This window comes from Escherichia sp. MOD1-EC5433, from assembly GCF_002966005.1.
GTDB classification, from domain to species: Bacteria; Pseudomonadota; Gammaproteobacteria; order Enterobacterales; family Enterobacteriaceae; genus Escherichia; species Escherichia ruysiae.
Map to the genome: position 1 here is coordinate 15,102 of NZ_PTRL01000005.1, position 12,088 is coordinate 27,189.

The following is a 12,088-nucleotide window of genomic DNA, read 5'->3' on the forward strand; positions in this document are numbered from 1 at the left end:
GGCTATTACTCCATCATCTTCTCAATTGGCAGAACCAGAATCGAGCTGGCGCCCAGCTCCTTCAATTTTTCCATGGTTTCCCAGAACAGGGTTTCGCTGCTGACCATGTGCATCGCTACGCGCTGTTGGTCACCCGCCAGCGGCAGAATAGTCGGGCGTTCTGCACCTGGCAGCAGGGCGATGACATCATCCAGACGTTCGGTCGGTGCGTGCATCATGATGTATTTTGATTCGCGCGCCTGGATCACTCCCTGAATACGGGTCAGCAGTTTGTCGATCAGTTGCTGTTTGGATTCTTCCATTTCGCCATCGCGCTGGATCAGGCAGGCTTTCGAGCGGTAGATAACTTCGACTTCGCGCAGGCCGTTAGCTTCCAGCGTGGCACCGGTGGAAACCAGATCGCAAATCGCATCCGCCAGTCCGGCGCGCGGGGCGACTTCGACAGAACCGTTCAGTAAGCAGGATTTAAAAGAGATACCTTTCTGGTCGAGATAACGTTTGAGCAGGTGAGGATAAGAGGTGGCAATACGTTTACCGTTTAAGGAGAGCGGGCCGTCCCAGGCTTCATCAACTGGCGTTGCCAGCGAAAGGCGGCAGCCGCCGAAATCGAGACGACGCAGGGTAAAGTAGCGCGGATCTTCACCCTGGGCGCGGCGGTTAAGCAGCTCTTCTTCCAGCACGTTTTCGCCAATAATCCCGAGGTCAACTACGCCGTCCATCACCAGACCTGGAATGTCGTCGTCACGCACCCGCAGAATATCAATCGGCATGTTTTCAGCCATTGCGATAAGGCGCTGGGTGTGAAGATTAATTTTAATGCCACAGCGCGCCAGCAATTCGCGTGAATCATCACTTAAACGCCCTGATTTCTGCATAGCTATGCGTAAACGAGTGTTGTCTGTCATTTTCTTCTTCCTCTTTAAACCTGTCTGAATCGTTATCAACCGCGCAATAAAAAAGCCCCCGGAAGATGATCTTCCGGGGGCTTTCTCATGCGTTCATGCACCACTGGAAGATCTGAATGTCTTCCAGCACACATCGCCTGAAAGACTAGTCAGGATGATGGTGATGATGGTGGTGTTTAAATTGAACGCGTGTCATAAAATTCTCTGTGAATGTTTATTCAACTGATGCCTTTTAACCTAAACCACTTTCACGTTAGAAAGCAAGGGCTTTTTTATATATTTTGTGACGATAGATTTGTTTAATGAATGAGCGGGGAAAGGAGGGGGCTAAGAGGGCTGTCCTCTAACCCGGCGACACCAAAAATAGCGAAGCCTGGGATTTTTCTTTTCACTGACCAATGCCTTGATCTACAGACTAATTAATAAATAGTTAATTGCCACTCATCATTGTACAACGACCTGTACAAAAGAGGAGGTTGATATGCGTACAATTAGCTACAGCGAAGCGCGTCAGAATTTGTCGGCAACAATGATGAAAGCTGTTGAAGATCATGCCCCAATCCTTATTACTCGTCAGAATGGCGAGGCTTGTGTTCTGATGTCACTCGAAGAATATAACTCCCTGGAAGAGACAGCTTATCTACTGCGCTCCCCCGCTAACGCCCGGAGATTGATGGACTCAATCGATAGCCTGAAATCAGGCAAAGGAACGGAAAAGGACATTATTGAGTGAAACTCATCTGGTCTGTGGAATCATGGGATGATTATCTGTACTGGCAGGAAACAGATAAGCGAATTGTTAAAAAGATCACTGAACTTATCAAAGATACCCGCAGAACGCCATTTGAAGGAAAGGGGAAGCCAGAACCCCTGAAACATAATTTGTCAGACTTCTGGTCCCGACGCATTACAGAGGAGCATCGTCTGGTATACGCGGTTACTGACGATTCACTGCTCATTGCAGCCTGTCGTTATCATTATTGAAGAGATTCATTCATAGAATGAATTGTCAGTTTTGATACGCTGGCGTAGCCTTATAGATCTAAGGTGTATCAGGAGAAAACGGATGAAAAAGGTCGCAATTGTCGGGTTAGGGTGGTTAGGTATGCCGCTGGCGATGTCACTTTCAGCGCGCGGCTGGCAGGTCACCGGGAGTAAAACCACACAAGATGGCGTCGAAGCGGCCCGAATGAGCGGGATTGATAGCTATCTGCTTCGCATGGAGCCTGAGTTAGTTTGTGATTCTGACGATCTGGATGCCCTGATGGATGCCGATGCGCTGGTCATTACGCTTCCTGCACGTCGCAGTGGCCCCGGCGATGAGTTCTATTTACAAGCTGTGCAAGAGCTGGTGGATAGCGCACTGGCTCATCGTATTCCCCGCATTATTTTTACCAGCTCAACGTCTGTCTATGGCGATGCACAAGGCACTGTGAAAGAAACTACCCCGCGTAATCCGGTGACCAATAGTGGACGAGTATTAGAAGAACTCGAAGACTGGCTGCACAATTTACCCGGTACTTCGGTCGATATTCTGCGTCTTGCGGGTCTGGTCGGACCAGGGCGCCATCCCGGATGCTTCTTTGCCGGAAAAACCGCGCCTGACGGTGAGCACGGTGTTAATTTAGTCCACCAGGAAGATGTTATTGGCGCTATCACCCTGTTGTTACAGGCACCTAAAGGCGGACACATCTATAATATATGTGCGCCAGCTCACCCTGCGCGCAATGTTTTCTATCCACAGATGGCTCGTTTACTGGGGCTGGAACCCCCGCAGTTCAGAAATAGTCTGGACAGCGGTAAGGGTAAAATTATTGATGGCAGTCGGATTTGCAATGAACTGGGATTTGAATACCAGTATCCCGATCCGCTGGTAATGCCGCTGGAGTAAACGATCACGCCAGCAGGACGCCGCATACACTGCAAGGGGGCGTGTATGAAACCACTGCTGGATGTGTTGATGATCCTTGATGCCTTAGAAAAGGAAGGCAGTTTTGCGGCGGCGTCGGCCAAACTCTATAAGACGCCGTCCGCTCTGAGTTATACCGTTCACAAGCTGGAAAGCGACCTTAATATTCAATTACTCGATCGTAGCGGACACCGCGCTAAATTCACCCGTACCGGAAAAATGCTATTAGAGAAAGGGCGAGAAATACTCCACACTGTTCATGAACTGGAAAAACAGGCGATCAAACTTCATGAAGGCTGGGAAAACGAGCTGGTGATTGGAGTAGACGACACTTTCCCTTTTTCTCTGCTTGCGCCGCTCATTGAAATCTTTTATCAACATCACAGCGTGACGCGCCTGAAGTTTATCAATGGCGTGCTCGGTGGTTCCTGGGAGGCGCTGACCCAGGGGAGGGCGGATATTATTGTCGGCGCGATGCATGAACCACCGTCTTCCAGTGAGTTTGGCTTTTCTCGTCTGGGTGATCTGGAGCAAGTTTTCGCTGTGGCACCGCATCATCCTTTAGCACTGGAAGAAGAACCGTTAAACCGACGAATTATTAAACGATACCGGGCAATAGTGGTAGGCGACACGGCACAGGCAGCCGCGTCCACAGCCTCGCAAATACTCGACGAACAAGAAGCCATAACCGTATTCGATTTTAAAACCAAGCTGGAGCTACAAATCAGCGGTCTTGGTTGTGGCTATTTACCCCGCTATCTGGCGCAACGTTTTCTCGATAGTGGCGCGTTAATTGAAAAGAAAGTGGTCGCCCAGACTCTTTTTGAACCGGTCTGGATTGGCTGGAACGAACAGACCGCAGGGCTTGCCAGCGCATGGTGGCGGGATGAGATTTTAGCAAATAGTGCGATTGCTGGAGTTTATGCAAAATCTGATGACGGAAAATCAGCCATTTAAATAAAAAATTTTATGACAAGCCTCTCATTCTCTTGTCATTTACCCCCCATTTAGGCACAATGCGCCGCTGTCAAAAAATGACTAAAAACCGACGTTTTATCCGCGTCGGTTATTTTTTGCTTCAAACCAATCATTCATACCAAGAGGCCGGGCTTCGTACCGGATAGATATTTACTAAAAATCGACAGTTGTTGTCGCTGAGGAATCCAAAAAAATGGGGCAATTTTTTGCTTACGCGACGGTTATCACCGTAAAGGAGAATGACCATGTCGCATAACGTTACTCCAAACACCTCTCGCGTGGAATTGCGTAAAACGCTTACGTTAGTTCCGGTTGTAATGATGGGTCTTGCCTATATGCAGCCGATGACGCTGTTTGATACTTTTGGTATCGTTTCAGGCCTCACGGATGGTCATGTGCCGACAGCCTATGCGTTCGCATTAATTGCGATCCTGTTTACGGCTCTGAGCTACGGGAAGCTGGTTCGCCGCTATCCTTCTGCTGGCTCTGCATACACTTACGCCCAGAAATCCATTAGCCCGACCGTTGGCTTTATGGTGGGTTGGTCTTCTCTGCTCGACTATTTGTTCGCGCCGATGATCAACATTCTGTTGGCGAAAATCTATTTTGAAGCCCTGGTGCCTTCCATCCCATCGTGGATGTTTGTGGTGGCGCTGGTGGCCTTTATGACCGCCTTTAACCTGCGTAGTCTGAAATCCGTAGCGAACTTCAACACGGTAATCGTAGTGTTGCAGGTTGTGCTGATCGCGGTGATTCTGGGCATGGTAGTTTACGGCGTATTTGAAGGTGAAGGCGCTGGTACGCTGGCGAGCACCCGTCCGTTCTGGTCTGGCGATGCGCATGTTATCCCAATGATTACCGGTGCGACGATCCTGTGCTTCTCCTTTACAGGTTTTGACGGCATCAGCAATCTGTCGGAAGAAACCAAAGATGCAGAGCGCGTGATCCCGCGAGCGATTTTCCTGACCGCGCTGATCGGCGGCATGATCTTCATCTTTGCAACTTACTTCCTGCAGCTGTACTTCCCGGATATCTCTCGCTTTAAAGATCCGGATGCGTCACAGCCTGAAATCATGCTGTACGTTGCGGGTAAAGCGTTCCAGGTTGGCGCGCTGATCTTCTCCACCATTACCGTACTGGCGTCCGGTATGGCGGCGCACGCAGGCGTAGCGCGTCTGATGTACGTAATGGGTCGTGACGGCGTGTTCCCGAAAAGCTTCTTCGGTTATGTACACCCGAAATGGCGTACCCCGGCGATGAACATTATCCTGGTTGGCGCGATTGCTCTGCTGGCAATCAACTTTGACCTGGTAATGGCAACGGCGCTGATTAACTTTGGTGCGCTGGTAGCATTTACCTTCGTTAACCTGTCGGTCATTTCGCAGTTCTGGATCCGTGAGAAGCGTAACAAAACGCTGAAAGATCACTTCCAGTATCTGTTCCTGCCGATGTGTGGTGCTCTGACTGTAGGTGCGCTGTGGGTTAACCTGGAAGAAAGCTCAATGGTTCTGGGGCTGATCTGGGCGGCAATCGGTCTGATTTACCTGGCTTGCGTGACGAAGAGCTTCCGCAACCCGGTTCCGCAGTACGAAGACGTTGCATAATCTTACAAGCCGGATGACATAATCATCCGGTTAGTTACAAAAAACCGGAGTTTATCGCTCCGGTTTTTTCTTTTCAGACGATCTCTTCCGCGTACTGCCAAAGCGCCTTTAACAGCGACACTTTCTCTTTATCATCGGCATATTGTTGTGCCAGCATTTGCAATTCATCAGCATAATCTTGCAAAAACTCTGGCGTGAAGACCTGGCGACGGTGCTCCAGCCAGCGTTGCTGTTCGGCGTAGTCCAGCGTTCCTGGGAAGTTACGCGCACGATAATTGAACAACAGTTTCTCAATGCGTTTATCGACAAAGGTGATATCCAGTGCTGGTAAATTACGCGGCTTGGTTTCCAGTACAATTTTCATTGCTGCACGATCGGCGTCGCTGAAAAAGCCGTTATAAAGCTGGGCATCCACGTTATCTGAAGGCGTAAATGGTTCGGCTTCAGCAAAGATCGCCACCACTTTTTCACGCACTTGCGGATTTTCACGCAGAATTTTCAGGTTATCGAGACAATGCTGGCGATTAATGCCCAGCCGATCGGCATCTTCCGGGCGAAGCGTATTCGCCTGTGCTAATACCGGACATTTATTAATATGCACCAGCTTAACCGGAACGGCGGCGTTATCGCCCAGATCGGCTTTCGCGGTATACAGGCGCTCGCGCAGCGTGTCGCTATCCAGTTCCAGTAATGGCGAAATATCTCCTGCTAAATCCACCATAATCACGGCATTACGATTTTCAGGATGCCATGCCAGCGGCGCAACCCAACTGGTATTGCCGCGCCATGCACCAAACATACCGGAAACGTGTACCAGTGGTTTCATCTGTGGCACATCAATCAACGCCATCAATTTGTGCTTGTTGCGATGGCTGTAGAGATAATCAAACAGGCGTGGCTGACGCGTTTTCACCAGTTTCGCCATCGCAATAGTGGCGTACACATCGGCCATCGCATCGTGGGCGTTGCTATGTTCAATACCATTCGCTTTGGTTAAATGTTCAAGGCGAAAACTCGGTAGACCGTCATCATTTTCAGGCCAGTTAATCCCCTCAGGACGCAGGGCATAACAGGCACGCATGACGTCCAGCAGATCCCAGCGAGAGTTATCATGCTGCCAACTCCAGGCGTAGGGATCGTAGAAATTACGATAAAAAACGTTGCGTGTGACTTCGTCATCGAAACGTACATTGTTGTAGCCCAGAATACAGGTCTTCGGGACGGTAAAAAGCGAATGAATGCGAGCGGCAAACGCGGCTTCGTTTTCTCCTTTCGCCCGCGCTTCCTGCGGGGTAATACCAGTGATTAATACTGCTCCTGGCTGGGGTAAATAATCATCCGCAGGCTTGCAATAAAAAACCTCTGGTTCGCTGATGATATTGAATTCGCTATCGGTGCGAATGGCAGCGAACTGCGCAGGGCGATCTAACGCAGGGTGCGTGCCAAAGGTTTCATAATCGTGAAACAAAAAGGTAGATTGTTGCTTACCGTCATTCATCATTAGGTTAAATCCGTTATTTCTGCTGTGTGTCAGAGTATCAAATATCACCGTGCTAATCAGCTTTAGAGCGACAATTTGGCAGAGAGTGGCAACTGATAATGTCAGATTAAAAATGAGATAACTGTCACATTTTCTTGCACTTTATTCCAGCCAGTTCATCAGGATTTCCGTAAAAAGAACTGCTATTTGAAACTCCTGAGGATTTGCTGTTGAAACGCCGTCTTATTATTGCTGCTTCTTTGTTCGTTTTTAATTTATCGTCTGGTTTTGCGGCGGAAAATATTCCCTTTTCACCCCAGCCTCCAGAGATTCATGCAGGGTCATGGGTCTTGATGGATTACACAACCGGTCAGATCCTCACGGCGGGTAATGAGCATCAACAACGCAATCCTGCCAGCCTGACTAAGCTGATGACTGGCTATGTTGTTGATCGTGCAATCGATAGCCATCGCATTACGCCAGACGATATTGTCACTGTAGGACGCGATGCGTGGGCGAAAGATAATCCGGTATTTGTCGGGTCTTCACTGATGTTTTTGAAAGAGGGCGATCGCGTATCGGTACGTGATTTAAGCCGTGGTTTAATTGTGGACTCCGGAAATGACGCTTGTGTTGCACTGGCTGATTATATTGCCGGTGGGCAACGGCAGTTTGTCGATATGATGAACAATTATGCTGAGAAGTTGCATCTTCAGGATACGCATTTTGAAACAGTGCATGGTCTGGATGCACCCGGTCAGCACAGTTCGGCCTATGATTTAGCCGTGCTTTCTCGCGCTATCATCCACGGCGAGCCTGAGTTTTATCATATGTACAGCGAAAAAAGCCTCACCTGGAACGGTATCACCCAGCAAAACCGTAACGGATTATTGTGGGATAAAACCATGAATGTTGACGGCCTGAAAACCGGACATACTTCCGGTGCCGGGTTTAATCTCATTGCTTCGGCGGTGGATGGTCAGCGTCGTCTCATTGCGGTGGTGATGGGGGCTGACAGTGCAAAAGGTCGCGAAGAAGAAGCAAGGAAGCTGCTGCGTTGGGGGCAACAGAACTTTACTACGGTGCAAATTTTGCACAGGGGGAAAAAGGTTGGCACAGAACGAATCTGGTATGGCGATAAAGAAAACATCGCTCTGGGAACGGAACAAGAGTTCTGGATGGTGCTGCCAAAAGCGGAGATTCCTAATATCAAAGCAAAATATACCCTTGATGGTAAAGAACTGACCGCGCCAATTAGCGCCCATAAGCGGGTAGGGGAAATTGAACTTTATGACCGCGATAAACAGGTGGCGCACTGGCCGTTGGTCACCCTGGAATCTGTCGGGAAAGGCGGTGTGTTTTCCCGGCTGAGTGATTATTTCGAGCATAAAGCCTGACCTTTCTTACGCCGCAGACTGGCAGGAGTGCGAGTCTGCTCGCATAATCAACACTCATTCCTTGTGGTTTTTATATTACAAAGCATACTGTATATAAAACCAGTATAAGTGGAGGCGTCATGAACTACGAGATTAAGCAGGAAGATAAACGTACCGTTGCAGGTTTCCATCTCGTTGGCCCGTGGGAACAAACAGTAAAGCAAGGTTTTGAGCAGTTGATGATGTGGGTTGATAACAAAAATATTGTTCCGAAGGAGTGGGTGGCGGTCTATTACGATAATCCAGATGAAACACCTGCCGAAAAGTTACGTTGTGACACCGTAGTTTCGGTGGCAGATAATTTCACACTTCCCGAAAACAGTGAGGGCGTCATCCTGACAGAAATTTCGGGTGGTCAGTATGCGGTGGCGGTAGCTCGCGTAGTGGGTGATGATTTTGCGAAACCCTGGTATCAGTTCTTTAACAGCCTCTTGCAGGACAGTGCTTACGAAATGTTACCAAAGCCCTGCTTTGAGGTTTATCTGAACAATGGCGCGCAAGATGGTTATTGGGATATCGAAATGTATGTCGCGGTGCAGCCAAAACGGCGCTGATAAATGACGTCGGGTCAGAGGTTAACCTGATTGCCACGCTGTTTTTCGTTATGTAAAAGAGTAAGATCCGTCTTCAGTTTTCTGACAACCAAACCGGGAACGTCCGCTATTCCCGGTTTGCCGGACAGAGTTGTTACATGGCGTTATTGCACCTGGTTTGTCAGATTGCATTATGATCGTTTTTTCCCTCTTTCACGGAGTGCCCGCGTGCGTGCCGATAAGTCCTTAAGCCCGTTCGAAATTCAAGTCTACCGTCATTACCGCATTGTTCATGGTACTCGGGTTGCGCTGGCGTTCTTGCTCACCTTTCTCATCATTCGCCTGTTTACTATCCCGGAAAGCACCTGGCCGTTGGTCACTATGGTAGTGATCATGGGACCAATTTCTTTCTGGGGTAACGTCGTCCCTCGTGCGTTTGAACGTATTGGCGGTACGGTGTTTGGCTCAATTTTAGGTCTTATTGCTCTGCGACTGGAGTTAATCTCTTTACCGCTGATGTTAGTCTGGTGCGCGGCTGCCATGTTTCTTTGTGGCTGGCTGGCACTCGGCAAGAAACCGTATCAAGGCTTATTGATTGGTGTGACGCTGGCAATTGTTGTTGGTTCCCCAACAGGTGAAATTGATACGGCGTTATGGCGAAGTGGCGATGTGATCCTCGGCTCTTTACTGGCAATGCTGTTTACCGGTATCTGGCCGCAACGGGCGTTCATCCACTGGCGCATTCAACTGGCGAAAAGTCTGACCGAGTATAATCGGGTCTATCAATCTGCATTCTCACCGAACTTACTTGAACGCCCACGTCTGGAAAGCCATCTGCAAAAACTCCTGACCGATGCCGTGAAAATGCGTGGGCTGATTGCGCCTGCCAGCAAAGAAACCCGTATTCCAAAATCGATATATGAAGGTATCCAGACTATTAACCGTAATCTGGTTTGTATGCTGGAGCTGCAAATCAATGCTTACTGGGCCACGCGCCCCAGCCATTTCGTGTTATTGAACGCGCAAAAACTGCGTGATACACAGCATATGATGCAGCAAATAGTGCTGAGCCTTGTTCATGCGCTGTACGAAGGTAATCCTCAGCCGGTTTTTGCCAATACGGAAAAATTGAACGATGCTGTGGAAGAGTTGCGCCAGTTGCTCGATAACCACCATGAGCTGAAGGTCGTGGAAACACCGATTTATGGCTATGTGTGGCTGAACATGGAAACGGCACATCAACTTGAGTTGCTATCGAATCTGATTTGTCGGGCCTTGCGCAAATAATTCCTGAACTTCAGAATCATCTTGCAGCTGCTTCGATTCAGCAAGGATAAAGGGTATGATAATGAAAAGGGATAAAAGCATTGTCATCTGCGGCAGCTATGAGTAATGTTGGCCCTAACGAATAGCGGTTGCTTAAACGAATCCGACTCTCACATTATCAGGGGTATAAAAATGGAAACTACCAAGCCTTCATTCCAGGACGTACTGGAATTTGTTCGTCTGTTCCGCCGTAAGAACAAACTGCAACGTGAAATCCAGGACGTTGAGAAAAAGATCCGTGACAACCAGAAGCGTGTCCTGCTGCTGGACAACCTGAGCGATTACATTAAGCCTGGTATGAGCGTAGAAGCAATCCAGGGCATCATCGCCAGCATGAAAGGTGACTATGAAGATCGCGTTGACGATTACATCATCAAAAATGCAGAGCTTTCCAAAGAACGCCGCGATATCTCTAAAAAGCTGAAAGCTATGGGTGAAATGAAAAACGGCGAAGCAAAGTAATTTCAGCTTTATTTGATGAGGGTTGCCCGGCAACCCTCATTATTCATTGACTCTTTTCTGTGTATCAAAAGTCATCATTCCCATCTGATAACATATCGAAATTAGCGACAGCCTTCTTCTGTATGCAGCAAGGCAAAAAGTTCTGCAACACCGATGTTATTAACCGCACTGGTCACTAACACGTTGCGCGCTCCAGCTTCCCGTAACCAACATTTCACCAAAGATAGTTGTGCCACGCTGGCTAAATCCGCTTTGGTTACTATCCCAATGACCGGGCGATTCATTGACATGGTAAAACCTGGCGAAAAAGGTGACCACGGTGCGTCCGCATTTAGCACCAGCGCGATAATGTCCGCTTCGCAGGTGCTGACCAGCAGTGCGCTGTAAAGGCTGCGGTTTTCGAGGTATTCACCTGGTGTGTCAATAGTGGCCGGTGACCAGACGATTGCCTGCGTTTTCTGATACTGAAGATCTTCTCCGCGCAGACATTGCGTGAGTGACGTTTTTCCGCACTGACTGGGACCGATAAGCATCATACGTTGCATTACGTCAGGTCCGTGTAATGGGGCAGGCGGTAAAGTGCATCATTTCACCCAGCGTGCGGGTAACCTGATTAAGTGCATATTCGATAGCTGAAACATCGCCAGTCAGTACTACGGCACCAGTGAAACGATCAAGAAAACCAATTTCTACTGCTCCTGACTTTGTAGCGATATCGCACGCGATAATAGACGCTTCGCTGGGGGTAATCGTCAGAATGCCAATGGCGGAAACGGTATCTGGTAAACCTAATTTCTTAAACAGATCCTTCCCTGGATTAGCAATGACATGTGCCAGCGTGACCTGCTTACCAGGGACATATTCCTGAATCATCCGTTCAGTCGTGTGCAGAGTTGTCATTATCCCTCCACCATCTGACGCCACATGGCTTCATGCGGACGGGCAATCACCGAGCGATAGACCAGCAACCCTTTTTCACCTGCGCGCTCGCTGGCGACAGAGACCGCGTTATTAACATCTGAAATATCGCCAGCAACCACCATGTAGCATTTACCCCCAATGCCAAAAGCCATATGCACGCGAACGAGAGTGACATTCGCAGCTTTAACAGCGCAATCGGCAGCATCAATGCAGGCTGCCACACTCCAGGTTTCGACCACACCGACAGCCTGACGCTGTTCAACATGGTTCAGTCCGCTGATTGCGGGAAGTATACTGGGATGAATATTAGGGAGGATCAGACTGTCGACCAGCATTTCACCTGCAAGGGAAGCGCCGCTGTTGATAGCCTGTTGCACCGCACCGACATCGCCACCGAGCATCAGCAGAAATTTTCCGGGGCATAGCGTTTTGCCGACCAGTAACTCAACATTGGCGCTTTTCAGCATGGCATCGCCGGTTTCCATCCCTTTCGCGATACTGCTAAGTTCTAAAATACCTACCGCTTTCGACATG

Annotated in this window: 16 protein-coding genes and 1 other annotated feature; of the genes, 10 read left to right on the plus strand and 6 right to left on the minus strand. The window is 49.0% G+C overall.

Annotated features, from left to right (window positions below; translation table 11 throughout):
- Positions 1 to 5: 5 nt before the first annotated feature.
- Positions 6 to 905, minus strand: coding sequence for an ATP phosphoribosyltransferase (hisG, locus tag C3D30_RS11605; protein WP_000131781.1), 900 nt, complete (start codon positions 903 to 905; stop codon positions 6 to 8).
- A 46-nt stretch (positions 906 to 951) separates the two neighbouring features.
- Positions 952 to 1,075, minus strand: a sequence feature (His leader region).
- On the minus strand, positions 1,051 to 1,101 hold the full coding sequence (gene hisL / locus C3D30_RS11615; protein WP_001364200.1) for a his operon leader peptide: 51 nt from the start codon (positions 1,099 to 1,101) through the stop codon (positions 1,051 to 1,053). It overlaps the preceding feature by 25 nt.
- 285 nt (positions 1,102 to 1,386) lie before the next feature.
- On the opposite strand from hisL, the gene yefM reads away from it, so the two are divergent.
- The 6 genes from yefM to plaP all read left to right on the plus strand — a co-directional run bounded on the left by yefM (position 1,387) and on the right by plaP (position 5,396).
- A complete protein-coding gene (yefM, locus tag C3D30_RS11620; RefSeq protein ID WP_001259255.1) occupies positions 1,387 to 1,638 on the plus strand; it encodes a YoeB-YefM toxin-antitoxin system antitoxin YefM in 252 nt (83 codons plus the stop codon).
- Positions 1,635 to 1,889, plus strand: coding sequence for a type II toxin-antitoxin system mRNA interferase toxin YoeB (yoeB, locus tag C3D30_RS11625; RefSeq protein ID WP_105286901.1), 255 nt, complete (start codon positions 1,635 to 1,637; stop codon positions 1,887 to 1,889). Before yefM ends, yoeB begins: the two co-directional genes overlap by 4 nt.
- An 82-nt stretch (positions 1,890 to 1,971) precedes the next feature.
- Complete coding sequence (locus C3D30_RS11630; protein WP_105286902.1) at positions 1,972 to 2,796, plus strand: SDR family oxidoreductase; 825 nt, start codon at positions 1,972 to 1,974, stop codon at positions 2,794 to 2,796.
- 45 nt (positions 2,797 to 2,841) lie between these two features.
- The gene (locus C3D30_RS11635; RefSeq protein ID WP_105285094.1) at positions 2,842 to 3,771 is read left to right on the plus strand and encodes a LysR substrate-binding domain-containing protein; all 930 of its coding nucleotides are present in this window, start codon (positions 2,842 to 2,844) and stop codon (positions 3,769 to 3,771) included.
- 214 nt (positions 3,772 to 3,985) lie between these two features.
- Entirely contained in the window at positions 3,986 to 4,048 is a 63-nt protein-coding gene (gene yoeI / locus C3D30_RS11640) for a membrane protein YoeI (protein WP_010723108.1), read from the plus strand.
- A complete protein-coding gene (gene plaP / locus C3D30_RS11645; protein WP_000019197.1) occupies positions 4,038 to 5,396 on the plus strand; it encodes a putrescine/proton symporter PlaP in 1,359 nt (452 codons plus the stop codon). The genes yoeI and plaP overlap by 11 nt, the downstream gene beginning before the upstream one ends.
- 73 nt (positions 5,397 to 5,469) lie before the next feature.
- Here plaP and sbcB read toward each other — a convergent pair whose 3' ends face one another.
- Positions 5,470 to 6,897: an exodeoxyribonuclease I gene (gene sbcB / locus C3D30_RS11650; protein WP_105286903.1), complete on the minus strand. Its 1,428-nt coding sequence runs from the start codon at positions 6,895 to 6,897 to the stop codon at positions 5,470 to 5,472.
- A gap of 209 nt (positions 6,898 to 7,106) precedes the next feature.
- Between sbcB and dacD the strand changes: the two genes are divergently transcribed.
- The 4 genes from dacD (at position 7,107) to C3D30_RS11670 (ending at position 10,633) form a co-directional block, all read left to right on the plus strand.
- Positions 7,107 to 8,273 (plus strand): serine-type D-Ala-D-Ala carboxypeptidase DacD, encoded by a 1,167-nt coding sequence (gene dacD, locus C3D30_RS11655; protein ID WP_010348818.1) that lies wholly within the window; start codon positions 7,107 to 7,109, stop codon positions 8,271 to 8,273.
- A gap of 119 nt (positions 8,274 to 8,392) precedes the next feature.
- Positions 8,393 to 8,866: a DNA gyrase inhibitor SbmC gene (gene sbmC, locus C3D30_RS11660; protein WP_001105400.1), complete on the plus strand. Its 474-nt coding sequence runs from the start codon at positions 8,393 to 8,395 to the stop codon at positions 8,864 to 8,866.
- Between the two features lie 207 nt (positions 8,867 to 9,073).
- The gene (locus tag C3D30_RS11665; RefSeq protein WP_001200846.1) at positions 9,074 to 10,132 is read left to right on the plus strand and encodes an FUSC family protein; all 1,059 of its coding nucleotides are present in this window, start codon (positions 9,074 to 9,076) and stop codon (positions 10,130 to 10,132) included.
- Between the two features lie 171 nt (positions 10,133 to 10,303).
- Positions 10,304 to 10,633: a DUF496 family protein gene (locus tag C3D30_RS11670; RefSeq protein WP_000450409.1), complete on the plus strand. Its 330-nt coding sequence runs from the start codon at positions 10,304 to 10,306 to the stop codon at positions 10,631 to 10,633.
- A 101-nt stretch (positions 10,634 to 10,734) separates the two neighbouring features.
- Here C3D30_RS11670 and pduV read toward each other — a convergent pair whose 3' ends face one another.
- From pduV to pduT, 3 genes are read right to left on the minus strand one after another with little or no spacing between them, the layout of a single operon-like run.
- Complete coding sequence (gene pduV / locus C3D30_RS11675) at positions 10,735 to 11,178, minus strand: EutP/PduV family microcompartment system protein (protein ID WP_105286904.1); 444 nt, start codon at positions 11,176 to 11,178, stop codon at positions 10,735 to 10,737.
- Between the two features lie 4 nt (positions 11,179 to 11,182).
- Positions 11,183 to 11,533 (minus strand): propanediol utilization microcompartment protein PduU, encoded by a 351-nt coding sequence (gene pduU / locus C3D30_RS11680; protein ID WP_000209216.1) that lies wholly within the window; start codon positions 11,531 to 11,533, stop codon positions 11,183 to 11,185.
- Entirely contained in the window at positions 11,533 to 12,087 is a 555-nt protein-coding gene (gene pduT, locus C3D30_RS11685; protein ID WP_105286905.1) for a propanediol utilization microcompartment protein PduT, read from the minus strand. Before pduT ends, pduU begins: the two co-directional genes overlap by 1 nt.
- Position 12,088: the final 1 nt, after the last annotated feature.